Raw genomic sequence first — 25,070 nt, 5'->3', positions numbered from 1 at the left:
GGCTGCGCCGAGGAGCGCAGACGCAGGCGGGATCAGGGCCGCAGCTGTTTGAGCGAAGCGAGTTCTGCGGACCCCCGTCGGAGTCGAGCACCGCAGGTTGCCCGCAGCGAAGCGAAGGGACGCAGACAGCAGGGTCGCCTTTTCTTTGGCTACTTTCTTTTGGCGAAGCAAAAGAAAGTAGCTCGCCCGCCGGGGCGAGACCCGGCCCCGGGAAGAAACCAACCAGCAAGCAGGCAAACGGTTCAAACCGCCTCCTCCTCGACCACGCGCCGCGTATTCCCCCCACCCAGCCGGTCGAACGCAAGATAGATCACCGGCGTGGTGAACAACGTGAGCAGCTGGCTCACGATCAGGCCGCCGAAAATGGCCAGGCCCAGCGGGCGCCGCAGCTCGGCGCCGTCGCCGAAGCTCAGCATCAGCGGCACGGCGGCGAACAGCGCGGCCAGCGTGGTCATGAGAATGGGCCGCAAGCGCAGCAGCGCCGCCTGGTGGATCGCCTCGCGCGCGGACTTGCCCTGGTTGCGCTCGGCGTCGATGGCGAAGTCGATCATCATGATCGCGTTCTTCTTGACGATGCCGATCAGCAGGATGATGCCGATGATGCCGATCACCCCCAGGTCGTTGCCGGTGATCATGAGCGCCAGCAGCGCACCCACGCCAGCCGAGGGCAGCGTCGAAAGAATGGTGAGCGGATGCACGTAGCTTTCATACAGCACGCCCAGCACGATGTAGACGCACACCACCGCCGCCAGAATGAGCCAGAGCTGGTTCGACAGCGAACGCTCGTACGCGCCCGAGGCGCCCAGGAAGCTCATGGTGATGCTGCTGGGCAACCCGATTTCCTTGGCCGCCGCGCGGATGGCGTCGACCGAGGAGCCGAGCGACACGCCCGGCGCGGTGTCGAAGTTCAGCGTGCTGGCCGGGTACTGCGCCACGTGCGTGATCTGCAGCGGCGCCTGCTGCTCGCTGATGTTGGCAATGGCCGAAAGCGGCGTGGCCGTGCCCGAGCCGGCAATCAGGCTGAGCTGGCCCAGGCTCTGCGGCGTGTTCACCATGCCCGGCATGGCCTCGAGGATCACCCGGTACTGGTTGGTCTCGGTGAAGATGGTCGAGACGATGCGCTGGCCGAAGGCGCTGTAGAGCGCGTCGTCCACCGTGCTCGCGGTGATCGACAGTCGCGCGGCCGTGTCGCGGTTCACGTTCACGAAGGCCGCCAGGCCCTGCGCGCCCGCGTCGCTGCTCACGTTGCGCACCTTGTCGGAGGTCTGCAGCCGCGCCACCAGCTTCGTCATCCATTGGGTGATGGCGGCGCTGTCCACGCCTTCGAGCGACACGCGGTATTCGGTCGGGCCGGTCTCGGCGTCGATGGTCAGGTCTTGCGTGGGCTGCAGGTAGAGCGTGACGCCGGCCACGCCGCGCACGCGCTCGCGCAGCCGGTCCATGATCTTCTGCTGGTTGTCGTGGCCGGGCTTCAGGTTGATCAGCATGCTGCCGGTGTGCAGCATGGTGTTGTTGGCCGCGTCCACGCCCACGAAGGAGCTGAGGTTCTCCACGTCGGCGTCTTCGAGGATGGCATGCGCCGCCTGCTGCTGCAGCTGCGCCATGCGGTCGAAGGACACGTCCTGCGCGGCCTGGATGCGCGCCTGCAGCTGCCCGGTGTCCTGCGTCGGGAACAGGCCCTTCGGAATCGAGAGGTACAGCACCACCGTGAGCACCATGGTGAGCAGCGCGACCAGCAGCGTGAGCGGCTGGTGGTCGATCACCCAGTGCAGCGAGCGGTCGTAGCGCACCATCACGCCGTCGAAGAAGCGCTGCGCCCGCGCGCCGAGGCCCTGGCTGGCGGTGTCGCGCTTCGGCTCGTGCTTGAGCCAGCGCGCCGACATCATCGGCACCAGCGTGAGCGACACCACGGCCGAAATCAGGATGGTGATGGCCAGCGTCACCGCGAACTCGCGGAACAGCCGGCCCACCACGTCGCCCATGAACAGCAGCGGAATCAGCACCGCGATGAGCGACACCGTCAGCGAGATGATGGTGAAGCCGATCTGCGTGGCGCCCTTGAAGGCGGCCTGCAGCGGTTTTTCGCCCTCCTCGATGTAGCGCGCGATGTTCTCGATCATCACGATCGCGTCGTCCACCACGAAGCCGGTGGCGATGGTCAGCGCCATCAGGCTCAGGTTGTTCAGGCTGTAGCCCAGCAGGTACATCAGCCCGAAGGTGCCGATGAGCGAAATGGGCACCGCGATGCTGGCGATGACGGTGGCGCGCAGGCTGCCCAGGAAGGCGAAGATCACCAGCACCACCAGCACCACGGCCAGCACCAGCTCCATCTCGACGTGCTCCACCGACGCGCGGATGCCGGCCGTGCGGTCGCTCAGCACGGAGATGTTCAGCCCGGTGGGCAGGCCGGCCTGCAGCTCCGGCAGCTGCGCCTTGATGGCGTCGACCGTGGCGATCACGTTGGCGCCGGGCTGGCGCTGCACGTTCATGATGATGGCCGGGGTCAGCCTGGTGCTGCCGTCGACCTTGCTGCCGGCCCAGGCGCTGAGCTGGGTGTTCTCGGCGCTGTTGACCACCTGGGCCACGTCGACCATGCGGATCGGCGCGCCGTTCTTGTACGAGACGATGAGGTTCTTGTAGTCCTCGACCGTGAGCAGCTGGTCGTTCGAGTTGATGGTGTAGGAGCGCTTGGGGCCGTCGAAGCTGCCCTTGGCGCCGTTGGAGTTGGCCGCCGCGATGGCGGTGCGCAGCGTGTCCAGCCCGATGCCGTTGGTGGCCAGCGCCTGCGTGTTGGCCTGGATGCGCACCGCCGGGCGCTGCCCGCCGCTCAGCGACACCAGCCCCACGCCGGAGACCTGGCTGATCTTCTGCGCGAGCCGGGTGTTGACCAGGTTCTGCACCTCGGTGAGCGGCAGCGTGTCTGATGTGATGGACAGCGTGAGCACCGGCGCGTCGGCCGGGTTGACCTTGGCGTACACCGGCGGCGCCGGCAGGTCGGCCGGCAGCAGCGAGCCGCCGGCGTTGATGGCGGCCTGCACCTCCTGTTCGGCCACGTCCAGCGTCTGGCCGAGCGAGAACTGCAGCGTGATGATCGACACGCCGGCCGCGCTGGTGGAGCTCATGCGGTCGAGCCCCGACATCTGGCCGAACTGGCGTTCCAGCGGCGCGGTGACGGTGTTGCTCATGACCTCGGGGCTGCCCCCGGGGTAGAGCGTCTGCACCTGGATGGTCGGGTAGTCGACCTGAGGCAGGGCCGACAGCGGCAGGAAGCGGAACGCCACCAGGCCGGCCAGCACGATGGCGACCATCAGCAGCGAAGTCGCCACCGGTCGAAGAATGAACGGGCGTGAGGGACTCATCGGTCGCGGCGCTTGCGGTCGGTCTGTCTGTCTGTCTGGAGCGCTATCGGTCAGCGCATCGTGCCGCCGGGCGCGGCGGGCGGCGTGCCCGGCTGCACCGCGGGCGCGGCCGGAGGCACAGATGGGGTGGCCGAGTCGGTTGAAGCCGGCCGCTGCCGCGTGCCCGCGCCTTCCGCGCCGCCTGCGCCGCCCGCGCCGCCCGCGCCACCTTCTCGCCGGCCACCTCCGCCAGCACCGCCGCGCTCGCCGCGATGCCCGCGGCGCTCCCCGGAGGCCGCGCCCGCCGGCGGTGCCGCCGGCCGGTCGACCGTGGTCTGCACCCGCGCGCCGTCCTTCAGGCGGTCGCCGCCCTCGGTCACGACCTGCTCGCCGGCCGCGAGGCCGGAGGTGATCGCGACGTTGTCGACGCTCGACTCGCCGCGCGTCACCGTGCGCTGCGCCACGGTGCTGTCGTCCTTCAGCACGTACACGTAGTCGCCGTTGGGCCCGTGGCGCAATGCCGTCACCGGCACCACCACCGCGCCGCTCACGGTGCGCAGCAGCAGCCGCAGGTTGACGAACTGGTTAGGGAACAGCGCGTTGTCGGCATTGGAGAAGCGGGCCTTGGCCTTGACGGTGCCGGTCGCGGTGTCGACCAGGTTGTCGAGCGTGGCGAAGGTGCCGGTGGCGAGCCTGCGCGTGCGCGTGCGGTCGAAGGCGGTGGCGTCGAGCTTCGCGCCCTGGGCCAGGCGGTCCTGCACTTCGGGCACGCGGTCTTGCGGTATCGCGAATTCGACGTCGATCGGCGCGATCTGTGTGATGGTGGCGATGCCGTTGGTGGCGCCGGTCGAGATGTAGTTGCCCGCGTCCACCGGCCGCAGGCCGATGCGCCCGCTCACCGGCGCGGTGATGCGGCTCCAGTTGAGGTTGAGCTTCGCGGTGTTCTCGTTGGCGCGGTCGATGGCCACGGTGCCTTCGAGCTGCTTGACCAGCGCGGCCTGGGTGTCGACGTCCTGCCGCGCGATGGAATCCTGCCCGAGCAGGGTCTGGTAGCGCGACAGCGTGACGCGCGCCGCCGCCAGCTGGGCCTCGTCACGCTGGCGAGCGCCGCTGGCCTGCGCCAGCGCGTTCTGGAACGGCTGCGGATCGATGGTGGCCAGCACGTCGCCCTTCCTGACCATCTGCCCTTCCTGGAAGAGCACCGCGGTGAGCACGCCCGACACCTGGGGCTGCACCACCACGTTGGCCAGCGGCGTGACCGTGCCCAGCGCCTCGAGCTGCACCGGGATGTCGGCCTGCCTGGCCGTCGCGATGCCGACCGTGCTGACGGCCGCGCCGCCGGGGCCGCCGGGACCGCCGCCGCCGCGTGCACCCGGGCCACCCGCGCCGCCCGGGCGCCCGCCCGGGGCCGCGCCCGGCGCACCCGCGGGCGTCTTCGCGCGCTGGATCAGGTACCACGCGCCGCCCCCCAGGGCCGCGAGCAACAGCAGCGTCAGCAACGCCCCGACCCAGCGACGCCTGCGCACCTGTGGATGTGTGGGAGACACGTTGGCGGGCAGGGGCTCGGGTGGTTTTTCTTGTTCCATGGGCTGTGCGTGCGAAGGGGGCGAGGTTCGACCTAGAGTACAGCGCGGAATGGTAGCCGCGGAGTTTGCTGCGCCGTAAAGCGTCGGTAAAGCTGCCGCCCGTGCCGCAGTTCACGCCCGCCTGGCGCAGTTCGCGCCGCCGCCCGGCATTTCGTCGCACGCCGGTGGCCGGCAGGGGTCGGGCCCGGCAAAGTCCGCTCCATCGATTCTTCTCCCGCCCTTCGGCTTTTCTTCATCTTTCAACGGAGCGCCACCATGCTGATGCAAGTCATCCTCCATACGCCCAAGTGGGTGTTCGCCGTTTTCTTCCTCCTGCTCTGGCTCGGCGCCAGGCAGCTCCTCACCAACGAAGTGAGCCTGTCCCGGGTCACGCTGATGCCCGTCGCCATGGGCGGCCTGTCGCTTTACGGCGTGATCTCGGTCTTCGGCGAATCATTTGGCGCGCTGCTTGGCTGGGCCCTGGCCGCTGCCGTGCTGCTGGCGCTGGTGCTGCAGCGCCCGCTGCCCGCGGCCACCCGCTACGACGCCGCCGAGCGCCGCTTCCACGTGGCCGGCAGCCCGGTGCCGCTGATGCTCATGATGGGCATCTTCCTGACCAAGTACGTGGTGGGCGCGGCCCTGGCCATGCACCCCGAGCTGGGCCACCAGGCCGCCTTCGGCATCGTGGTGCCGACGCTGTACGGTGCCTTCACCGGCGTCTTAGTGGCCCGCGCGGCACGCCTGTGGAAGCTCGCCATCCGTACTGACGCCATGTCGGCCGGCGTGCGCGCCGCCTAATATCGGCAACCGGCCCCAAGGAACTGCCACCATGAACGCGCTCTTGCTCATTCTCAAGATCTCCGTCACGGTGGTGCTCGTCGCCTCCATCGCCGAAGCGATGGTGCTTTCCCTGCGCAACGGCTGGCGCAGCTACGACTGGAAGGCGTCCGGCGTCTCGGTGGTCGACTTCCTGGTTCGCGAATACCCGCTGCGCTGGCTGTTGCCGCTGGCCTTCTGGACCGGCGCCATGGACTGGTTCTACGCCCACCGCCTGTTCACGCTGCCGATGGACCACTGGACCGGCTGGGCCGCCTGCTTCATCGGCCAGGAGTTCTGCTATTACTGGTACCACCGCGCGGCGCACCGGGTGCGCTGGTTCTGGTGCACCCATGCCATCCACCATTCGCCGAACCAGCTGAACCTGTCGGCCGCCTACCGCTTCGGCTGGACCGGCCGCCTCACAGGCACCCTGGCCTTCTTCATGCTGGCCCCGCTGCTGGGCATGCCGCCGAAGGTGATCCTGCTGATGCTCACGCTGAACCTGCTGTACCAGTTCTGGATCCACGCGACATGGATTCCGCGCCTCGGCCCGCTGGAATGGTTTCTGAACACGCCCTCGGCACACCGCGTGCACCATGCCTCGAACCTGGAATACCTCGACGGCAACTACGGCGGCGTGCTGATCGTGTTCGACCGGCTGTTCGGCACCTACATTCCAGAGCGCGCCGACCTGCCCTGCCGCTACGGGCTGGTGAACCCGATCACCACGAACAACATCTTCGAGATCGAGTTCACGCACTGGCGCTCGCTGTTCCGCGACCTGGCCTCGGCGCGATCGGTGCGCGCCTTCGTGGGCTATCTCGTGAAGCCGCCGGGCTGGAAGCCCGACGGCCCCGGCGACACCACGGAAGAACTGAGGCAGCGCGCGGCCCTGCAGGCAACGCCTCCGGCCCCGTCGGCCACCCCTGATTTCATTCCTGTCCAGTACAACAAGGAGCTGTCATGAATCCCTCCTCCGACAACACCCGGCCCTCCGACGTCGAACGCCTCGCCCGCCGCCGGGCCGGCGCCAAGATGGGCTGGTACATCCACGCTTTCGTCTACGTGCTGGTGAATGTGGGCCTGGTCACGATCTCGGCCGCCAACGGGCGCAGCTGGGCCATGTATCCGCTCATGGGCTGGGGCCTGGGGCTGCTGATCCACGGCGCGGTGGTCTGGTTCATCGCGCCCGGCGGCGGCTTCTACGACCGCCTGGTGGAACGCGAGCGCCGCGCGCTGGGCGCCGGGGACCGCGGGTGAGCCTGGAGCAGGCCCCGCCACTTCCCCGGTTCGGGTCGGCAAACCTGCGGGACATGCTCCGGCATGGCCTGATCACCGCCGTCTTCTGCTGCCTCATTGCCACGGCGCTCACCATCACCGAAGGCGGCGGATGGGCCGCGCACCTGGTCTATTCGCTGTCGATCGGCACGGTGAGCTGGCTGTTCATCGACTGCGGCCGGCTTCTCCTCACCGGGCACCATGAAATCCACTGGCCCGGCGGCCCCTGGGGCCTCCTGCTGGTGGTGGCGGGCGTGTTCGTCGGCTTTTTCGTCGGCAACCTCATCGGCGACGCATGGGTCGGCGCGCCTGCGTTCGACTTTCTCGACATCCGGGGCCACAAGCTGGCCACCGCCGCCGTCATCACCATCGTCGCCACGGTCTGCATGTGCTTCTTCTTCTACAGCCTCGGCAAGAGCAAGCACATGCAAAGCCAGATCGAGGTGGCCCAGCGCAACGCCACCGAGGCACGGCTCAAGCTGCTCGAAACGCAGCTGGAGCCGCACATGCTGTTCAACACCCTGGCCAACCTGCGGGTGCTGATCACCGTCGACCCGGCGCGCGCCGTGGCCATGCTCGACCGGCTCAACAGCTACCTGCGCATGACGCTCAGCGGCTCGAGGGCGCTGTCGCATCCGCTGTCGGCAGAATTCGAGCGGCTGGCCGACTACCTCGAACTGATGTCGGTGCGCATGGGCGAGCGCCTGCGCTACACGCTCGACCTGCCCGAAGCACTGCGCGACGTTCCCGTGCCGCCGCTGCTGCTGCAGCCGCTGGTCGAGAACAGCATCCGACACGGGCTCGAGCCCAAGGTGGAAGGCGGGGAAATCACCGTGCGTGCGCGCCAGGACGCAGGCCAGCTGGTCATCGAAGTGATCGACACCGGCGTCGGCCTCGATGGCGCGCCGCCCTCCGAGGGCAGCAGTTTCGGGCTGGAGCAGGTGCGCGAGCGGCTGGCCACCGTGTATGGCGCGCAAGGCGCCCTTCGCCTGGCGCCCGGCGGCACCGGCGGCACCTGCGCAACTTTGAATTTCCCCCTGCCCGTTTGAGATTCCAGGATGACCCCGACAGCCCTCATTGCCGAAGACGAGCCCCTGCTCGCACAAGCCCTCAAGGCCGAACTGGCCGCCGCCTGGCCCGAACTGCAGGTCGTCGCCATCGCGGGAGACGGCCGCAGCGCCGTGCGCGAGGCGCTGCGCCTGCTGCCGCAGGTGCTGTTCTTCGACATCCGCATGCCAGGGCTGGACGGCCTGGGCGCCGTGGCCGAGCTGGCCGACTGCTGGCCCGCCGACCAGGCGCCAATGCCGCAGCTGGTGTTCGTCACGGCCTATGACGAATACGCCGCGCGCGCCTTCGAGGCCCAGGCGATCGACTACGTGCTCAAGCCGGTGCAGCCGCAGCGGCTTCGCAAGACCGTGGCCCGGCTGCAGCAGGCGCTGGCCGCCCGCCAGCCCGCGGCCACGCCCGCCGTGGCCGACGAGGCCCTCGAGCGCACCCTCGCCCAATGGCGCCAGGTGCTGAGCGCCGCGGGCGCGGGCGCCGAAGCCGTCGCACCGCCGGCCGCCCCGCTGCGCATGATCGCCGCCAGCGACGCCGGCGGCAGCACCGTGCGCATGGTGCCCATCGACGAGGTTCTGTATTTCGAAGCCGCAGACAAATACCTGCGCGTGCTGACCGCCACGCACGAATACCTGATCCGCACGCCGCTGAAGCAGCTGCTGCCCCAGCTCGACGCCGACACCTTCTGGCAGGTGCACCGGGCGGTGGTGGTGCGCAGCGCGGCCATCGAGTCGGTGCACCGCGACGAGGCCGGCAAGATGCACCTCATGCTGCGCGGGCGCGCCGAGAAGATCCCGGTCAGCCGCCTTTATGCCCACCTGTTTCGCGCCATGTGAAAAACCGGCTTCCGCCGCACCCATGAAAAAAACCGGCCCTCGCGAGGGCCGGTTTTTCATTCAGTCACAAAAGCCGTTGCAAATTAGCGCCAGTGGCCATGACCGCGGTAGTAGCCACGACTGTAGTAGCGCGGGCCGTAATAGGCCGGCGGGCCGTAGTAGACCGGGGCCGGACGGTAATACACCGGCGGCGGGTTGTAGTAGACCGGCGCCGGCGGCGCGTAGTAGACGGGTGCCGGCGGCACGTACACAGGGGCCGGAGCCGGGTAATAGCCCGGGTTGCCCACGCCGACAGCCACGCCTGGCACGCCGACGCCGATCGACCAGCTCACGTCGCTGCGAGCGCTGGCCGAGGTGGCCGCAAACAGTGCACCGGCTGCCACGACACCTGCGGCGGCCCATTTGAAGAAAGTAGAACGTGTGAGGCTCATGATGTGGACTCCTTGTTTGGGGCGCTGCGTTCGGGTCTGAACCGCCCATGTACGTATTGAACGCGGCAAATGCAAACGGGGTGCACCCACCAATGTGAAGAGAGTTGCCAAAGGTAACGCCCAAAGGGCGCCCTCTAGAATGCCGCAATGACCTCCCCGACCGACAAAAACGGCGCCAAAACGACCGCTGCACCGAGCAATTTCCTGCGCCACGTGATCGAGAACGACCTCGCACAGGGCGCCTACGCAGGCCGCAAGTGGGGCGGATCGCCCGGCAGCGCCGCCCACCACGCCCAGGGCATGGCCGATCCGGCCAAGGTGCGCATGCGCTTCCCGCCCGAACCCAACGGCTACCTGCACATCGGCCACGCCAAGAGCATCTGGCTCAACTTCGAGCTGGCCAAGGAATACGGCGGCGTGTGCCACCTGCGCTTCGACGACACCAACCCCGAGAAGGAAGACCAGGAATACGTCGACTCCATCCGCGACGCGGTGAAATGGCTCGGCTACGAAACCTACCTGGCCGACCGCCCCAGCGCGCCCGGCACGCTGCAGGAGCACGAGTACTTCGCGAGCAACTACTTCGACTTCATGTACGAGGCCGCCGAATACCTCATCGGCGCCGGCCTCGCCTACGTGGACGAGCAGACTGCCGACGAAGTGCGCGCGAACCGCGGCGACTTCAACACGCCCGGCACCGACAGCCCCTTCCGCACCCGCACGCCCGAGGAAAACCTGGCGCGCTTCCGTGCCATGCGCGACGGCCAGGTCGCCGACGGCGCCGCCATCCTGCGCGCCAAGATCGACATGGCCAGCACCAACATCAACATGCGCGACCCCGCGCTGTACCGCGTGCGCCGTGCCCATCACCACAACACCGGCGACAAGTGGTGCATCTACCCGATGTACACCTACGCGCACCCCATCGAAGACGCGCTGGAGCAGATCACCCACAGCATCTGCACGCTCGAGTTCGAAGACCAGCGCCCCTTCTACGACTGGCTGCTCGACCGCCTCGCCGAAGGCGGCCTCGTCGCCAGCCCGCACCCGCGCCAATATGAATTCGCGCGCCTCAACGTCACCCACGTGATGACCAGCAAGCGCAAGCTGCGCCAGTTGGTCGAGGAGAAATACGTCGACGGCTGGGACGACCCGCGCATGCCCACCATCGCCGGCCTGCGCCGCCGCGGCTACACGCCCGAAGCGCTGCGCCTGTTCTGCGAACGCAGCGGCACCACCAAGTCGGGCGGCTGGATCGACTACGCCAGCCTCGAGGCCGCGCTGCGCGACACCCTCGACCCCGTCGCTCCGCGCGCCATGGCCGTGCTCGACCCGGTCAAGCTCGTCATCACCAACTGGGGCGAGCTGATGGGCGGCGACGACTCGCTCGACGAATGCTCGGCCCCCGTGCATCCGCACCACCCCGAAATGGGCAAGCGCGAATTCAAGCTCGGCCGCGAAGTGTGGATCGAGCGCAGCGACTACGAAGAAGTGCAGCCCAAGGGCTTCTTCCGCCTGTTCCCCGGCAACAAGGTGCGGCTGAAGTACGGCCACGTCATCGAATGCACCGGCGGCACCAAGGACGCCGACGGCAAGCTCGTCGAAGTGCAGGCCACGCTGGTGCCCGACACCAAGAGCGGCTCGCCCGGCGCGGACGCGATCAAGGTGAAGGGCAACATCACCTGGGTGGCCGCCGCCGATGCGGTGCAGGCCGAAGTGCGGCTGTACGAACGGCTCTTCGCGGAAGCCAACCCCGGCAGCGGCGAGCTGCTGGACGAACTGAACAAGGCCAGCCTGGAAGTGTGCTCGGCGTTCGTCGAGCCCTCGCTGGCAAAGGCCGAGCCGGGCGTCGGCATCCAGTTCGAGCGGCACGGGTACTTCGTGCGCGATTCGAAGGGCGGCGCCGACGGCAAGCTGGTGTTCAACCGCGCAGCGGGCATGCGGGACAGCTGGGGCAAATAAGTCGGCCCGCTGACCTCCAAGGCGAAAGCCGGGGCCTCGATGGCTCCGGCTTTTTTTCTTTTGTCAGTACGCGCCCGGCCGCTTGTAGACCACGCCCAGCACCGCGCTGTTCTCGTCCGTGGTGCAAACGGCGGGCCGCGCTTGCGGCCCGACCTTCAGGTTGATCGTGTAGACCCCGTCGCGCGGCGTCGAACCGCTGTCCACCACGATGCTGGCCGGTGGCACCCGCAATTCACGCGCGGCGGCGGCAACGCAATTCTTGACGCTCGCCTCGGGCGCGCCGCCGACGCGCAGGGACGTGCTGCTGCAGGCCGCCATCAGAAAACCCGCCGCCGCCACGCAAGCGAGATGAATAGAGCTTCGCATCGTCATTTCCGGGTTCTCCTTGGTGATGAACCCATTGGAGCCACCCACCGCGGCGAATGTTGCAGGACAGACCCGGGCTATCCTGTCGGCTCATGAACCTTCCGAGCCCTTCTTCCCGCCTGATCCGCTTCAACAAGCCCTATGGCGTCCTCAGCCAGTTCACGCCCGAGGGCCGCTGGCGCGGCTTGAAAGATTTCATCGACATCCCCGGCGTCTACGTGGCCGGCCGGCTCGATGCCGACAGCGAAGGCCTGCTGCTGCTCACCGACGACGGCAAGCTGCAGGCGCGCATCGCCGATCCGCGCTTCAAGATGGAAAAGATCTACTGGGTGCAGGTGGAAGGCACGCCCACAGAAGAGGCGCTTGCTGCGCTGCGCAACGGCGTGCAGCTCAACGACGGCCCCACGCGCCCCGCCAGGGCGCGCCTGCTCGACCCGCCGCCGCAAGTGTGGGAGCGCCAGCCCCCCATCAGGGAACGCAAGAGCATCCCCACCGCGTGGCTTGAACTGGCGATACGCGAAGGCCGCAACCGCCAGGTGCGGCGCATGACGGCCGCCATCGGCCTGCCGACGCTGCGGCTGATCCGCGCCGCCATCGGGCCGCACACGCTCGAAGGGCTGGCGCCGGGGAGCTGGCTCGGCTGACCCTGTCCCGCATCGAAGAACCTTCAACGACATCTATTCATGCCAATCAATTTCGACTTTTCCGACCGCGCGCCTTCCATGCTGAATCGCCGCTCTGCCCTGCTCGGCGGCCTCGGCCTGCTCGCGATGCCCGCCGCACAGCTCGCAAACGCCGCGTCGCCCAAAAAAGCGCGGCCACCCGCGCACGCCGATGTCTGGCCGCACGCATCCCAGGTGCCGGGCGGCGTGGCCCGCCTGTCGCTCGGCCCGGCTGCAAAGCGGCCTGCTGCCTTTGCAGGCGACATACCTCTGCTCGTGCTGGGCGACGCCATCGAATGGACCGCGGTGGTCGGCATTCCCCTCGCCGCCGAGCCGGGCGAAGCCAGCATCACAGTGCGCCCCGAAGGCCGCCCGGAAAGGCAGATCGCCTACACCGTCGCCCCCAAGCAATACCGGGAGCAACGCCTCACGGTCGCACCGCGCACCGTCGACCTGGCCCCCGAAGACCAGGCCCGCTACGAGCGCGAACGCGAACACCTGAGCGCCGTGATGGCCACGCTCACCGACATGCGCCCCGACGCAGCGCTGCAGATGCGCGTGCCCGTGCCGGGCCGCCGCTCCAGCTCGTTCGGCCTGCGCCGGGTGTTCAACGGCCAGTCGCGCAATCCCCACAGCGGCATGGACATCGCGGCGGGCACCGGCACGCCCGTGCTGGCGCCGCTGCCCGGCAAGGTGATCGACACGGGCGACTATTTCTTCAACGGCGGCACCGTGTGGCTGGACCACGGCGGCGGACTGCTCACGATGTACTGCCACCTCAGCCGTGTCGACGTGAAGGTCGGCGACGTGCTGAAGACCGGCGAGAAGCTGGCCGCGGTCGGCGCGACCGGGCGGGTGACCGGGCCGCACCTGCACTGGTCGGTGATGCTCAACCGGGCGATGGTGGATCCGGCGTTGTTCGTTGCGGCTTGAGGCGTTCGAGGCATTGCCGCACAGCACTACACTGCGACCATGCGCCCTTCGGAAGCCTTGTCCCTGCATCGCGCTCGCATTCGCGAGATCGTGCTGAGTCACCATGTCAGCGGAGTTCGGGTTTTCGGCTCCGTATCGCGCGGCGAGGACGGTGCAGACAGCGACCTGGATCTGCTGGTGGACCCCACCGAGCAAACTACGCTCATGGACATTGGCGCCATTCGCTACGAACTGAAAACCCTGCTTGGCATCGAGGTGGATGTACTCACCCCTGCCGGCCTGCCTCCCAAGTTCCGTGATCGTGTTCTGCGCGAAGCGGTGCCTCTATGAGTCGCAGCGATCCGCGGCGAGTCGTGGACTATCTGGGCCATATTCTTCAGGCCATTGACAACATCCTCGAGTACACGACTGGCTTCACGCTGGAAGGCTATCTCGAAGATCGGAAGACACAGGATGCCGTCGTCCGAAACCTGGAAGTGATCGGCGAGGCCAGCAACAACGTCGTCAAGCACCATCCGGAGTTTTCGTCGATGCACACTGAAATTCCTTGGCGCATCGCATACGAAATGCGAAACGCGCTCTCGCATGGCTATTTCACTGTCGATCACACCATCGTCTGGCAGACAGTGCAGAACGATTTGCGGCCGCTTCGCGTGCAGATAGCCAAGTCGACCCCGCTCGCCTAAGTCGCCTTCGGCCGCGCCGTACTCCAAGCAATCACCGCCAGCAACACCACCTGCAAAGGCAGCCGCGCCACCAGCGCCCAGTGGGGCACGTTCGCGAACAAGTCCGCCCGCTGCAGCATGTAGACATTCGCGGGCGTCACCGCAAGAGTCAGCAGGAACAGCCCGATCCCCGCAGCCCGGCGCATCGGCCGCCACAGCAAACCGGCCGCGCCCAGCAGTTCGAAAACGCCGCTCACCCACACGGTCTCGCGCGGCCATGGAATCCACGGCGGCACGATTTGCATCTCGGCTTCGGTCGCCACGAAATGCGCGACGCCGCCGATGGCGAACCACAGAAAGACGAACACCAGGCCCGCCACACGCCAGCGGCTCATGGCGGGCATCGTGGTCATCGAACAGCCGGCCTCACAGCGGCTTGGTCAAATACACCGCTTCGCGCCCGACGATCGTGCGCTGCGCGGGCATGAAGATCGTGCAGTCGTCGCACAGCGCGCGAATCTCTTCGTCGCCGTTGGTGGCGATCAGTTCGCCCTTGGCAAAGGTTTCGAAGCCGATCAGCGGGCGCACGAAGGCGAAGTCTTCCGACTTGATGACGTAGGTCTGCAGCAGTTGGAAGCGGCGTTGCGCCTCGGGCGGCGGCGTGGCCGGGTCTTTGTCGACGAGGCCGAAGTACGCGAGGAAGTCGTAGGTGACGGCGGTCGCGAGCTCCGACGCGGAGCGCAGGAAGTGCTGGCCGCACTCGACCACCATGGCCACGCCCTTGCCGTCCGGGCCGCCGTGGCTGCCGTACTGGATCAGCGGCGTGCCCGAGCCCAGGCCGTCGGGCATCACCAGGTGCACCGACGGGCGCCCGATGGCCAACGCGACCTTGGCGTTGCGCTCGAACGCCGGGTACACCCAGAACGGCACCACGGGCTGGCTGGTCGAATGGATGTCGAGGATGTGGTCGGCCGCCTCCACCACCGGGCGCAGGATGCGCGCGCGGCGCAGCTCGGGGCTGTCTTCCTTGCCGTCGAGCCACTCGGGCGACCAGATGCGGTTCAGGTTGTGCACGATCTGGCGGCTGTCGAAGGGCGCCTCTTCCTTGAACGACTCGTAGGCCTCGATGTTGGCGAAGGCCACGGTGAGCGTGCCGATCTTCGGGCGCACGTTGTTGTCGAGCAGGTGCGTGGCGGCGGTCATGCCGCAGATCTCGTTGCCGTGCGTGAGCGCGTTGATCAGCACGTGCGGGCCGGGCTTGCCCGACTCGAAGCGGTGCACGTAATCGATGCCGACGTTGCCCTTGCGGTAGGCGGAGAGGTCGCGGGGGAGGACTTCGAGGGCGGGAGGCGATTGGGTCATGGGGCTGTGGGGGAGTGAGCGGAGCAGCCGGCAAGTTTGCTACAGGCCGGGCATTCCTGCTTCAGACCGCGGCGCCAAGTCAACGAGCGCATACCGCGTCGCCTTGCCTTGCCCGCTTCGCTCGAGCAGCCCTGCTGCGACAAGCTCGGTCAGTTCGCGGTAGGCCGTGGCACGCGATACACCGGCAATGGCCACGTATTTCTCCGTGCTCATGCCGCCGAGAAATCCGCCCGGCCCCGCGTCGTACAGCTTGTTCAGCACCTTGCGCTGACTCGGCGTGAGCGCGGGGTGCGCGGCATCCAGCGCAACCCAGAAGTTGGTCTTGGCGCCTGCCGCCTGGATGTGCGCCACGGTCGACAAACAGGCTTTCTCGACACAGCCTGCAAACCAGCGCACCCACGCCGTGACATCCATGCCGTCCTGCGCGCTGGCCACCTGCAACTGGCTGTAGTAGCCCCCTCTGTCGAGCCACAGTTGCTGCGACATGCTGAAAAGCCGCTGATTGCTGCGCAGGTCCTGTGCGAGCGCCAGGTCGCTCAGCGCACGGCCGATGCGGCCGTTGCCGTCTTCGAAGGGATGGATGGTCTCGAACCACAGGTGCGCAATGGCGCTGCGGACAATGCCGTCCATCATCGGCTGCTCGCGGCCTGCCTCGAACCATTCGAGCAGAGCCTTCATGAGGCCCTGCACGTCGCGCGAAGGCGGTGCCTCGTAGTGCACCACGTCTGGCTTGCCAAGCCTTGGGGTGACGATCTGCATCGGCTCTTCGTGCACACGGTACCCCCCGGTGACGATGCGCGTGATGCCGCTGCGCCCGTTCGGAAACAGGGCTGCATGCCAATCGAACAGGGCCTCTTCCAACAGCGGTTCACTCCAGCGCGCAAGGGCCGCTTCGACGATGTCGAGCGTGGCTTCGGTGCGTTCGTCCCGAGGGACGCGGCTTGCGGGCGTCAGCCCCAGCCGACGGGCAGCGGAAGCACGCACCGAATTGACCTGCAGGGTCTCGCCCTCGATCTGCGCGGTGGCGATGGCCTCTTGTGTCCACTCATCGAGCTGAAGTTCGGCAAGGTCGACCAGTTGAAGGTTGCTGGCCACGCCCAGCATGCGCCCCTGTGCCAGCCGCGCCGCGGCCAGCGCGGGCTGCAAAGCATGCGCGTCCACCTCGAACCGAGGCCATTTCCTGTTTTGCCAAATCCACATGAAGCGCATCTTAGGCAAATACGCTTCAAAAATGAAGCGCATTTGCTCACAATACGCTTCAGCAAGACGGGACTACCAGTTCACTTCACGCTCCGGCGTCGCCGAAATATGGTGGATCGAAAGGTCCGCCCCGTCATATTCCTCTTCCTGCGTCAGCCGCAGCCCGACCGCCTTCTTCAGCGCGCCGTACACCGCCCATCCTGCCAGGCCAGCCCAGACGACGCCCATCAGCGTGCCGATCAGCTGCGCCCACACGTTCACCCCGCCCATGCCGCCCAGCGCCTGCGTGCCGAAGATGCCTGCCGCGATGCCGCCCCAGGTGCCGCACAGGCCGTGCAGCGGCCACACGCCGAGCACGTCGTCGATCTTCCATCTGTTCTGCACCAGCGTGAACATCTTGACGAAGATCGCGCCGGCCACGCCGCCCACCACCAGCGCGCCCAGCGGGTGCATCAGGTCGGAGCCGGCGCAGATGGCCACCAGCCCCGCGAGCGGGCCGTTGTAGACGAAGCCGGGGTCGTTCTTGCCCATGGCCAGCGCGACCAGCGTGCCGCCGACCATCGCCATCAGCGAGTTGACGGCGACGAGGCCGGAGATCTTGTCGATGCTCTGCGCGCTCATCACGTTGAAGCCGAACCAGCCCACGCACAGCACCCATGCGCCGAGCGCCAGGAACGGAATGTTCGACGGCGGGTGTGCGCTGAGCGAGCCGTCGCCCCGGTAGCGGTTGCGCCGCGCGCCCAGCAGCAGCACGGCCGGCAGCGCGAGCCAGCCGCCCACGGCGTGCACCACCACCGAGCCGGCGAAGTCATGGAATTCGTGGCCGGTGAGCGACGCTATCCAGCCCTGGATGCCGAAGTGCTTGTTCCACGCGATGCCTTCGTACAGCGGATAGACGAAGCCGACGATCACCGCCGTGGCGATGAGCTGCGGCCAGAACTTGGCGCGCTCCGCGATGCCGCCCGAGATGATGGCCGGAATGGCCGCCGCAAAGGTCAGCAGGAAGAAGAACTTGACCAGCTCGTAGCCGCTTCTTGCCGACAGTTCGGTGGCGCTCACGAAGAAATGGGTGCCGTAGGCCACGCCGTAGCCCACCAGGAAGTAAACGATGGTCGATACCGAGAAGTCGACCAGGATCTTCACCAGCGCATTGACCTGGTTCTTCTTTCGGACGGTGCCGAGCTCCAGAAAGGCAAAACCGGCATGCATGGCCAACACCATGATCGCGCCGAGAAGGATGAACAGCGCGTCAGCGCCCTGTTTGAGTGCGTCCATTGAAGCTTCTTGCAGTTTTTTGGTTTGATTTGGTGCAACGCACCCGAATTGCTCGGAGCGGCGCCATAAGCAAGCAAAAAAGGTGCCTGAAAGCTCCTTGATGGTGCAAAACGAACCAATAACGGGCTTGCCCAGCCCGGCCACGCACCGGATCAGCCCGCGCCGGCGCGCAGTGCGTCCCGGTAGCGGCGGCTGCAGGGCACCGTGGTGCCGTCGTGCATGTGCAGCCGGGCGTCGCCGCCGTCCAGCGGCTCGATTTCCTTGACGCGACCCAGGTTCACGGCGTGGCTGCGGTGCACGCGCGCGAAGCGGTCGGGGTCGAGCTGGGTCAGGAAGTCGGTGAGCGTGGCGCGCAGCAGGTAGTCGTGGCCGTTGACGTGCAGGCCCACGTAGTTGCGTTCGGCCTGCAGCCAGTCGATGTCGGTGGCGGCGATGAGGAATTCGCGGCGCAGCTTTCGCACGAGGAATCGTTCGGGGCGCGGGGGCGGCGGTGGGGCCGTCTCCGGCACGGAGGGCGCCGCCTCTGTCGCCCCCTCCTCCGACGCATCGAGCACCCGGGCCTCTCCCTGCAGCCGCAGCAGGAACCGCCGATACACCCAGATGCCGAAGATCATGCTGGCGTACACCCGCACGTCCTTCAGGTACTCATAGCCCCACTGGGCGGTCCAGCTGGAAAAGCCGTAGTGCGCGCCGGCCATCGAATAGACCAGCGAGCGCAGCCCGAACATGCCGGCCACGTGGACCACGCTGACCGCGACGCTGGCCGCCAGGTGCCAGGCCAGAAAGCGGACCCAGTGCCTGCTCGCCAGCGGCGCCAGCCAGCGTTCGATGGCCACCAGCGCCGGCACCAGCAGCAACAGCACGAAGTGGCTCGACACCTCCCAGGTGACGACTTCCCAGCGGGCATGCGGCACCGCGCGATTGCCGACATCCGCGATCGCGACCAGGGTGCTGAACGCGGCCTGAAGCGTCATCAGCACGATCCAGAAGCCCACCTCGACATAGCGGCGGATCGGCTCGTAGCGTTCGTAGAGGTTCTTGCGTGGATCGCCCATGCTCGGAATTCTCGCGAACTTGCCCCTGGGACCGGCGAATTTCGTCCCTTGGGGCCACCGCTCGTCACAAAGCGGGGGCAATCCGTCCCGGCGGCGCGCCGCCGCGGGGCCGTGCGGCCGAACATCGCGGCCTTCCAGATTCGAGGCCCCAAGATGCACCCCGCCGCCTACATTCCGCCAGACCATCGCCGCCACGACATCGACGCCCTGCGCGCGCTGGCATTCCTGTTCGTCATCCTCTATCACGTGGGCATGTACTACGTGGCCGGCTGGCACTGGCACCTCAAGAGCCCTCACGAGGCCGAATGGCTGCGCTGGCCGATGGCCATGCTCAACCTCTGGCGCATGGACCTGGTGTTCCTCATCTCCGGCGTGTCGCTGGGTTTCCTGAGCCGCGGCCAGGGCACCTGGGCGCTGCTGCGCAGCCGGGGCCTGCGGCTGATGCTGCCGCTGGCCTTCGGCATGGCGGTGATCGTGCCCTACCAGGCCTACGCGCAGGGCGTGGCCAACGGCATGGTGGCGCCGGGCTTCGGCGCCTTCCTGCTGCGCTACCTGTCGATGAGCGCGCCGTGGCCGAAGCAGGCCTTCGACGGCGCGGAGTTCGGCATCACCTGGAACCACCTCTGGTACCTGCCCTACCTGTTCACCTACACGGCCATCGTGGCGCTGACGCTGCCGCTATGGAAGTCCGCCGCCGGGCAGCGGGTGCGGCGCGGCTTCAACGGACTGCGCGGCTGGAAGCTGCTGTTGCTGCCGGCGGTGCCGCTGCTGCTGTGGACGATGCTGCTGGCCTCGCGCTTTCCGGCCACCCACAACCTGGTGCGCGACTTCCACCTGCACAGCATCTACTTCACGATGTTCCTCTACGGCTACTGGATGGGCGTGGACACCGGCGTCTGGAAGGAACTGGAGCGGCTGCGCCGGGTGTCCCTTGCGTTGGCGCTCGCGGTGATCGCCACTTTCTTCACGTTGCGCGCCGTCACCAGTGGGCCGCCCTCGGGGCTGTCGATGGACGTGCTGCGCGTGCTCTACCTGTGGCTGACGGTCTCGGCCATCCTGGGCTACGGGCACCGGTACCTGAACCGGACCTGGCCCTGGCTGCGTTGGGCCAACGAGTCGGTGTACCCGTGGTACGTGCTGCACCAGACGCTGATCATCGCGGGTGCGGTGCTGCTGGCCCCGCTCGCGCTCGGGCCGGTGGTCGAGCCCGCGCTGCTGGTGGCTTTGACCATCTTCGGCTGCTGGGCGCTGACCGACGGGCTGGTCCGCCGCGTCAACTTGCTGCGGCCGCTGTTCGGGCTGAAGCTCAGGCGGCCGGCTTCGCGGCAGCCTCTTCCACCGGAACCAGAATGGCGTTCCCCGTCGCCACGAGCTTGAGGGCATCGCCCTCGCCCTGCGCATAGAGCTCGGCCGCCGCAAACACCTGCTTGCGCCCGGCCTTCACCACTCGCCCCCGCGCCACGAAGGCGCGGCCAACGGCGGGCGAAATGCAGTTCACCGAGAAATGCGACGCCAGCACGCGGCCCGCCACGCTGGCGGCCGCGAAGCCGCTCACGGTGTCGAGCAGCGCGCCGATCATCCCCGCATGCAGGAAGCCGGCGTACTGGCCCATGTCTTCCTCGCGGAAGTCCATGCGCAGCTCGGCTTCGCCGTTGGCGGCGCTCGTGACTTCGAAGCCGGCCCAGCGGTTGAAGGCGGCGGTCTTGTTGATGGCCTGGATGGTGTCGAGCATGGCGTGCAGTCCCTTGAAAGCGATGCAGGCCACTCTACGAACCGCCCCCCGCATTCGTCGTCGCGCGCGTGACCGCCCACGCGCCGGCGGTTGCCTTGGCGACAGCGGCCGAAAATTTTCTTGCGATGCCTTAACCCCTTTCGCGCGGCCCGTCCGTAGCAGTGGGGGTCTGTCCCACTTCTTTCTTCGAAGGCATCCCATGAAAGCAACGACCCCCGTCTTCCTTCGCGCCACCGCCGGCGCCGCCGTCCTGCTGGTGCTGAGCTTCAGCGCGCAAGGGCAGGCCGCCACGCAGCCGGCAGCCTTTTCCGGCTCGCGCATCACCCAGGTGAAGGTCTATCCCGGCAGCGCCACCGTTGATCGCGAGGCGCGGGTGGCGGCCGGAAGCCGCTCGGTCACCTTCGCCTGCCTGCCGGCAGGGCTGGACGTGCAAAGCCTTCAGGTGTCGGCCGACGCATCGGTGCGCGTAGGCGAGACCTCGGTGCTGAGCGAGGCGCGCGAGCTTTCCGCGCAGTGCGCGACCAGCGCGCTGGATGGCCGCATCCGCGAGTTGGAAGATCAGAAGGCCGCGCTGCAGGCCGAGAGCGATGCGCTCGGCATGGTCAACGGCTACCTCAAGGGCCTGGCCGGCAGCGGCGGCGATGCGCCCCAGGGCGCCCGCGCACCCATGGATGCGCGCAACCTCGTCGCCATGACCGAGGCGATGCGCCGCACCGGGCAGGACTCGCTGCTCAAGCAACACCAGATCCAGCGCCGGCAGACCGACATCGACCGCCAGCTCAACCCGCTGCTCGCCGAACGCACCCGCACCCAGGGCAGCGGCGAGCAGGTGATGGCCGTGACGGTCACGCTGGCGGCCAGCGCGGACGCCGACGTCAGGCTCAGCTACCAGGTCAACGGCCCCGGCTGGACGCCCAGCTACCGCGCGCTGCTCGACAGCGGCACCGGCAAGGTCCGCATCGAGCGCCAGGCGCTGGTGGCACAGGCCACGGGCGAAGACTGGCGCGGCGTGAAGCTGGTGCTCTCCACCGGCCAGCCGCGCCGCGAAACCACCGGGAGGCTGCCATCGGCATGGCGCATCGGCGTGGAGCCGCCGCCGCCGCCGGCGCGCACGCGCAACGAAGAGCTGGCGCCGATGCCCGCCGCGCCGATAGCCATGGCCCCCGAGAGCGCCAGGCAGTTGCGGGAGCGCCGTGCGCCGCTGTTCGACGTGAGCGTGTTCGACAGCAGCTTCGCCACCGAGTTTTCAGTGCCGCAAAGCATCGACGTGCCCTCCAACGGCCAGCGCGTGACCCTGGCGCTGGGCCAGCATGAAGACACCGCCAGGCTGGTCGCCCGCACCAGCCCGCGCGTGGATGCCAGCGCCTTCCTGGTCGCCGACATGGCGCAGCCCGACGGCGTCTGGCCGGCCGGCCCGATGCTGCTGTACCGCGACGGCGCCTTCGTCGGCAACGGCCGCTGGAGCCCGCCCACCGATGCCCGCCTGACGCTGTCCTTCGGCCGCGACGAACTGGTGCGCGTGCAGGCCGAGCCCGAGCGCGACAACCAGGGCACCGGCGGCTTCGCCGGCTCGCGCGCCGAGCGCAAGGTGCAGCGCGCCTACGTGGTCGAGAACCGCCACCGCACGCCGGTCACGGTGGAGGTGCTGGAAGCCGCGCCGGTGTCGGTCGACGAGCAGGTGCGCGTGAGCTCGCAGTTCGCGCCCAGGCCCGACGACCTGTCGTGGAACAAGCAGCCCGGCCTCACGATGTGGCGCTTCGACCTGGACGCAGGCAAGTCCGCCCGCGTGGCGGCCGACTACACCATCGGCTACCCGAAGGACGCGCGGCTGCAGATGCGCTGAGCGCCTTCGTCCGCGGACCGAGCGCGTATGAACCTCGGGCTTGCGGGCCGCTCCTCAGATCCGAGTCAGGCCGGCGTGGCATCCTCATGGACCCAATCGCTTATCCATGGGAGAAAAAACGTGAGAAGGATTCATCGGCGAGGCGCGCTGGCCTTGTCGGCCGCGTGCGCGGCGTCCGCCCTGCTCGCCGTCTCGGGCTGCGAACGGAAAAGCGCGCCCGCCGCTGCCGCCGCCGCACCGCCGGAACCCGCCCTGCCGGCCACCGCCATCGGCAGCGTGGAAATCACGCAGGAAGACATCGACTGGTTCCGCCGCAGCAAGGCCGAGTGGATCGACTGCGAATCCGGCGCACCCGGCATCGTGCCGCCCGACCTGACGCTCGAGCAGTTCGGCGAAGCGCTCGACGGCGCCTCCTCTGCGGCAGTCGAGCGCTTCACCAATGTGGCCTCGGCCTTCTTCCTGCACGCGAGCTTCGCGCAGGGGCACTACGCCTTCCAGCCGCCCTTCGGCCAGCGCGATGCCTTCGACGTGACCGACGAGCACATCCGCCTGCTGCAGCGCGCGAACTGGCGCACCTTCATGATCGACTGCAAGCGCCCGTATGGCGACTTCACCCACTTCGAGATCGACATGGCCGACATCCTCGGCCTGCCGCTGAAGAAGGACGCCAAGGGCCGCGCGCAGATCGGCAAGGACGCCGAGCAGCGCATGGATGCGCTGCATGCCGACATGCTCTATGCGCTGCAGGCGTACATCCGCTTCGCGCGGCTCAACCCGGGGCGCTACGTGGTGCCGGGGCGCAGCTTCTCGCGCTTCGTGAGCCGCCCGCTGTGCCGCCCGGTCTCGGCCACGCGCGTCGCGCTCTACCAGCGCGCGCTGAAGGCCGCCGGCCCGCACCCGGATTCGCGTCGCACGGTGGCGCTCAACGAGGCGGCGGCGGCGTTGTTCGCGCTGGACTGAGGGCGCTCAGGCTTCCTGCCCGGGCGCCGTCTCCGGCTTCGGCTTGCCCTTCTGCTTGCGCGCGGCTCTCTTCGCGGCCCGCTCGGCGTCGCGGCGCTGCCCATCGGCCAGCCATTCGGCAAACTCTTCCGGTGTTTCGAGCGTGATGCGCCCGAGGTTGCCGGCGCGGAACTCGTGCATGACGATTTCCGCCGCCTTCTGCAGGTTGACGCGCCCCTTGCCCAGCAGCGCACCGCGCTTGCGGCCGATGGTGTCGAGCAGCGCCTCGTCCTTCATCTCGGCCATGGTGGCGGCGTCGAGCTCCACCAGCTTGAAGCGCGCGGCCACGCCGGCGCCGTAGTGCACCTTGAGGTAGTTGAGCAGCTCGAGCGCCACCTCTTCCTCGTCGAAGGCGTTGCGCCCCACGGCACCGCTGGCCGCCAGGTTGTAGCCGCTCTTGGGCACGATGATGCGCGGCCACAGCATGCCGGGCGTGTCCCACAGGTAGAAGTCGTCGGCCAGCGTGATGCGCTGTTCGAGCTTGGTGATGCCGGCCTCGTCGCCGGTCTTGGCCTTGCGCCCGCCGGTCAGCGTGTTGATGAGCGTCGACTTGCCCACGTTGGGAATGCCGCAGATCAGCACGCGCATCGGCTTGGCCATGCCGCCGCGGTTGGGCGAGAGCTGGTGGCAGGCCTTCACCAGTTGCTGCGCGGGCGTGGTCTGGCTCGCGTCCAGGCCGATGGCGCGGGTGTCGGGCAGCGCGTTGTAGTGCGCGAGCCACTGCACGGTGCGCTCGGGGTCGGCCAGGTCCTGCTTGTTGAGCACCTTGAGGCTGGGCCGCCCGGCCGTGAGCTCCGCCAGCATGGGGTTGGCGCTGGAACCGGGCAGGCGTGCGTCGAGCAGTTCTATGACCACGTCGATGTCTTTCACCCGTTCGGTGATGGCCTTCTGGGTCGCATACATGTGACCGGGGAACCACTGGATCGCCATCGGTAGGCTCTTTCTTTTCGCGCTGACTGGAATTCGGGGAAACGGACCGGCCTTCGGGCCGGGGTGCGAATTGTGAACCGGGAACCTGAACGCTAGCTGCGCGCTACGTTTTCGATAGCTGCGCTCGGCGATTCTGCCTACCCGCTGAGCCGCGTGTTCGCGTCGGCGCCGGCACAGCATTGATTTTTGGCGCACTGCGCGCGGGTTGCACACACGCGCAATCCCCTAGAGGGTTTTGCGACGCCCGAGGCGCGTCCGCCCCTATCATTTGAACGAGCGCGGCGCATGAGCGTCGGTCGAGTCGAAAACTTTTTTATGGAGTTACCGCGATGAAACCCGTCTCCGAACTGCTCAAGCGTCACGATTCCGCGGCCTGGCGCACCTCTCCCAACGCCACCGTGTTCGACGCGCTGGCCACCCTCGCGCGCTTCGAGGTGGGCGCGCTGATGGTGATGGAGGGCGAGAAGCTGGTCGGTTTTCTTTCAGAGCGCGACTACACCCGCAAGGTGGCGCTGCAGGGCAAGAACTCGAAGGAAGTGCGCGTTTCGGAGATCATGACGCCCGACGTGATGACCGTCACCCCGCAAACCCGCACGCGCGCCTGCATGACGCTCATGAGCCAGCGCAAGTTCCGCCACCTGCCGGTGGTCGACGGCGAGAAGGTGGTCGGCATGATCTCGATCCAGGACCTGATGGACGACATCATCTCGGACCACGAGGCCACCATCGAGCAGCTGACCACATACATCCAGAGCTGAGA

Annotated in this window: 25 protein-coding genes; 14 read left to right on the top strand and 11 right to left on the bottom strand. The window is 67.8% G+C overall.

Features of this window, described 5'->3' with window-relative positions; translation table 11 throughout:
- Positions 1 to 242: 242 nt before the first annotated feature.
- Both AC1RVW_RS23295 and AC1RVW_RS23290 read right to left on the bottom strand, forming a co-directional pair.
- Positions 243 to 3,359: an efflux RND transporter permease subunit gene (locus AC1RVW_RS23295; protein ID WP_493202787.1), complete on the bottom strand. Its 3,117-nt coding sequence runs from the start codon at positions 3,357 to 3,359 to the stop codon at positions 243 to 245.
- 50 nt (positions 3,360 to 3,409) lie between these two features.
- On the bottom strand, positions 3,410 to 4,924 hold the full coding sequence (locus AC1RVW_RS23290) for an efflux RND transporter periplasmic adaptor subunit (RefSeq protein WP_493202785.1): 1,515 nt from the start codon (positions 4,922 to 4,924) through the stop codon (positions 3,410 to 3,412).
- Positions 4,925 to 5,179: 255 nt separating this feature from the next.
- Between AC1RVW_RS23290 and AC1RVW_RS23285 the strand changes: the two genes are divergently transcribed.
- The 5 genes from AC1RVW_RS23285 to AC1RVW_RS23265 are packed head-to-tail and all read left to right on the top strand — an operon-like array spanning position 5,180 to position 8,895.
- Positions 5,180 to 5,701: a DUF6622 family protein gene (locus tag AC1RVW_RS23285; RefSeq protein WP_493202783.1), complete on the top strand. Its 522-nt coding sequence runs from the start codon at positions 5,180 to 5,182 to the stop codon at positions 5,699 to 5,701.
- 31 nt (positions 5,702 to 5,732) lie between these two features.
- Complete coding sequence (locus AC1RVW_RS23280; RefSeq protein WP_493202781.1) at positions 5,733 to 6,689, top strand: sterol desaturase family protein; 957 nt, start codon at positions 5,733 to 5,735, stop codon at positions 6,687 to 6,689.
- Positions 6,686 to 6,982, top strand: coding sequence for a 2TM domain-containing protein (locus AC1RVW_RS23275; RefSeq protein WP_081265870.1), 297 nt, complete (start codon positions 6,686 to 6,688; stop codon positions 6,980 to 6,982). Before AC1RVW_RS23280 ends, AC1RVW_RS23275 begins: the two co-directional genes overlap by 4 nt.
- A 53-nt stretch (positions 6,983 to 7,035) precedes the next feature.
- Positions 7,036 to 8,049, top strand: coding sequence for a sensor histidine kinase (locus AC1RVW_RS23270; protein WP_493202779.1), 1,014 nt, complete (start codon positions 7,036 to 7,038; stop codon positions 8,047 to 8,049).
- A gap of 9 nt (positions 8,050 to 8,058) precedes the next feature.
- Positions 8,059 to 8,895, top strand: coding sequence for a LytR/AlgR family response regulator transcription factor (locus tag AC1RVW_RS23265; RefSeq protein ID WP_285413018.1), 837 nt, complete (start codon positions 8,059 to 8,061; stop codon positions 8,893 to 8,895).
- 83 nt (positions 8,896 to 8,978) lie between these two features.
- On the opposite strand, the gene AC1RVW_RS23260 is transcribed toward AC1RVW_RS23265, so the two are convergent.
- On the bottom strand, positions 8,979 to 9,326 hold the full coding sequence (locus AC1RVW_RS23260) for a hypothetical protein (RefSeq protein ID WP_493202776.1): 348 nt from the start codon (positions 9,324 to 9,326) through the stop codon (positions 8,979 to 8,981).
- A gap of 147 nt (positions 9,327 to 9,473) precedes the next feature.
- Between AC1RVW_RS23260 and AC1RVW_RS23255 the strand changes: the two genes are divergently transcribed.
- On the top strand, positions 9,474 to 11,288 hold the full coding sequence (locus tag AC1RVW_RS23255) for a glutamine--tRNA ligase/YqeY domain fusion protein (protein ID WP_493202774.1): 1,815 nt from the start codon (positions 9,474 to 9,476) through the stop codon (positions 11,286 to 11,288).
- A 63-nt stretch (positions 11,289 to 11,351) separates the two neighbouring features.
- Here the strand turns inward: AC1RVW_RS23255 and AC1RVW_RS23250 are convergent, their stop codons facing one another.
- Entirely contained in the window at positions 11,352 to 11,660 is a 309-nt protein-coding gene (locus AC1RVW_RS23250) for a hypothetical protein (protein WP_172839978.1), read from the bottom strand.
- Positions 11,661 to 11,746: 86 nt separating this feature from the next.
- On the opposite strand from AC1RVW_RS23250, the gene AC1RVW_RS23245 reads away from it, so the two are divergent.
- Genes AC1RVW_RS23245 through AC1RVW_RS23230 form a run of 4 tightly spaced genes read left to right on the top strand, consistent with a single transcriptional unit; the run spans position 11,747 to position 13,935 of the window.
- Complete coding sequence (locus AC1RVW_RS23245) at positions 11,747 to 12,298, top strand: pseudouridine synthase (RefSeq protein WP_493202772.1); 552 nt, start codon at positions 11,747 to 11,749, stop codon at positions 12,296 to 12,298.
- 39 nt (positions 12,299 to 12,337) lie between these two features.
- Entirely contained in the window at positions 12,338 to 13,249 is a 912-nt protein-coding gene (locus AC1RVW_RS23240) for a peptidoglycan DD-metalloendopeptidase family protein (RefSeq protein ID WP_493202770.1), read from the top strand.
- Positions 13,250 to 13,288: 39 nt separating this feature from the next.
- A complete protein-coding gene (locus AC1RVW_RS23235) occupies positions 13,289 to 13,579 on the top strand; it encodes a nucleotidyltransferase family protein (RefSeq protein WP_493202768.1) in 291 nt (96 codons plus the stop codon).
- Positions 13,576 to 13,935: a HepT-like ribonuclease domain-containing protein gene (locus AC1RVW_RS23230; protein WP_493202766.1), complete on the top strand. Its 360-nt coding sequence runs from the start codon at positions 13,576 to 13,578 to the stop codon at positions 13,933 to 13,935. The genes AC1RVW_RS23235 and AC1RVW_RS23230 overlap by 4 nt, the downstream gene beginning before the upstream one ends.
- Here AC1RVW_RS23230 and AC1RVW_RS23225 read toward each other — a convergent pair.
- The 5 genes from AC1RVW_RS23225 to AC1RVW_RS23205 all read right to left on the bottom strand — a co-directional run bounded on the left by AC1RVW_RS23225 (position 13,932) and on the right by AC1RVW_RS23205 (position 18,806).
- Entirely contained in the window at positions 13,932 to 14,327 is a 396-nt protein-coding gene (locus AC1RVW_RS23225; RefSeq protein ID WP_493202764.1) for a DoxX family protein, read from the bottom strand. The genes AC1RVW_RS23230 and AC1RVW_RS23225 overlap by 4 nt on opposite strands.
- A 13-nt stretch (positions 14,328 to 14,340) precedes the next feature.
- Complete coding sequence (locus tag AC1RVW_RS23220) at positions 14,341 to 15,276, bottom strand: M14 family metallopeptidase (RefSeq protein WP_493202762.1); 936 nt, start codon at positions 15,274 to 15,276, stop codon at positions 14,341 to 14,343.
- Positions 15,277 to 15,315: 39 nt separating this feature from the next.
- Positions 15,316 to 16,518, bottom strand: coding sequence for a Fic family protein (locus AC1RVW_RS23215; RefSeq protein WP_493202760.1), 1,203 nt, complete (start codon positions 16,516 to 16,518; stop codon positions 15,316 to 15,318).
- A 30-nt stretch (positions 16,519 to 16,548) separates the two neighbouring features.
- Positions 16,549 to 17,751, bottom strand: coding sequence for an ammonium transporter (locus AC1RVW_RS23210; protein ID WP_409195191.1), 1,203 nt, complete (start codon positions 17,749 to 17,751; stop codon positions 16,549 to 16,551).
- Positions 17,752 to 17,903: 152 nt separating this feature from the next.
- Complete coding sequence (locus AC1RVW_RS23205) at positions 17,904 to 18,806, bottom strand: LytTR family DNA-binding domain-containing protein (protein WP_493202758.1); 903 nt, start codon at positions 18,804 to 18,806, stop codon at positions 17,904 to 17,906.
- 153 nt (positions 18,807 to 18,959) lie between these two features.
- Between AC1RVW_RS23205 and AC1RVW_RS23200 the strand changes: the two genes are divergently transcribed.
- A complete protein-coding gene (locus AC1RVW_RS23200; RefSeq protein ID WP_493202756.1) occupies positions 18,960 to 20,183 on the top strand; it encodes an acyltransferase family protein in 1,224 nt (407 codons plus the stop codon).
- On the opposite strand, the gene AC1RVW_RS23195 is transcribed toward AC1RVW_RS23200, so the two are convergent.
- Positions 20,113 to 20,538 (bottom strand): PaaI family thioesterase, encoded by a 426-nt coding sequence (locus AC1RVW_RS23195; protein WP_081271546.1) that lies wholly within the window; start codon positions 20,536 to 20,538, stop codon positions 20,113 to 20,115. The genes AC1RVW_RS23200 and AC1RVW_RS23195 overlap by 71 nt on opposite strands.
- 199 nt (positions 20,539 to 20,737) lie before the next feature.
- Here AC1RVW_RS23195 and AC1RVW_RS23190 point away from each other — a divergent pair, with 199 nt between their 5' ends.
- Complete coding sequence (locus tag AC1RVW_RS23190) at positions 20,738 to 22,381, top strand: DUF4139 domain-containing protein (RefSeq protein WP_493202754.1); 1,644 nt, start codon at positions 20,738 to 20,740, stop codon at positions 22,379 to 22,381.
- Between the two features lie 120 nt (positions 22,382 to 22,501).
- On the top strand, positions 22,502 to 23,341 hold the full coding sequence (locus tag AC1RVW_RS23185) for a hypothetical protein (RefSeq protein ID WP_155742695.1): 840 nt from the start codon (positions 22,502 to 22,504) through the stop codon (positions 23,339 to 23,341).
- 6 nt (positions 23,342 to 23,347) lie between these two features.
- Here the strand turns inward: AC1RVW_RS23185 and ylqF are convergent, their stop codons facing one another.
- Positions 23,348 to 24,310: a ribosome biogenesis GTPase YlqF gene (ylqF, locus tag AC1RVW_RS23180; protein WP_493202752.1), complete on the bottom strand. Its 963-nt coding sequence runs from the start codon at positions 24,308 to 24,310 to the stop codon at positions 23,348 to 23,350.
- 329 nt (positions 24,311 to 24,639) lie between these two features.
- Between ylqF and AC1RVW_RS23175 the strand changes: the two genes are divergently transcribed.
- Positions 24,640 to 25,068, top strand: coding sequence for a CBS domain-containing protein (locus tag AC1RVW_RS23175; RefSeq protein WP_081271529.1), 429 nt, complete (start codon positions 24,640 to 24,642; stop codon positions 25,066 to 25,068).
- Positions 25,069 to 25,070 lie beyond the last annotated feature (2 nt).

It is taken from the genome of Variovorax sp. MPBD4-3 (assembly GCF_058809745.1).
Note: the sequence above shows the minus strand (reverse complement) of the source record. Positions and strands in the feature narration are given on the sequence as shown.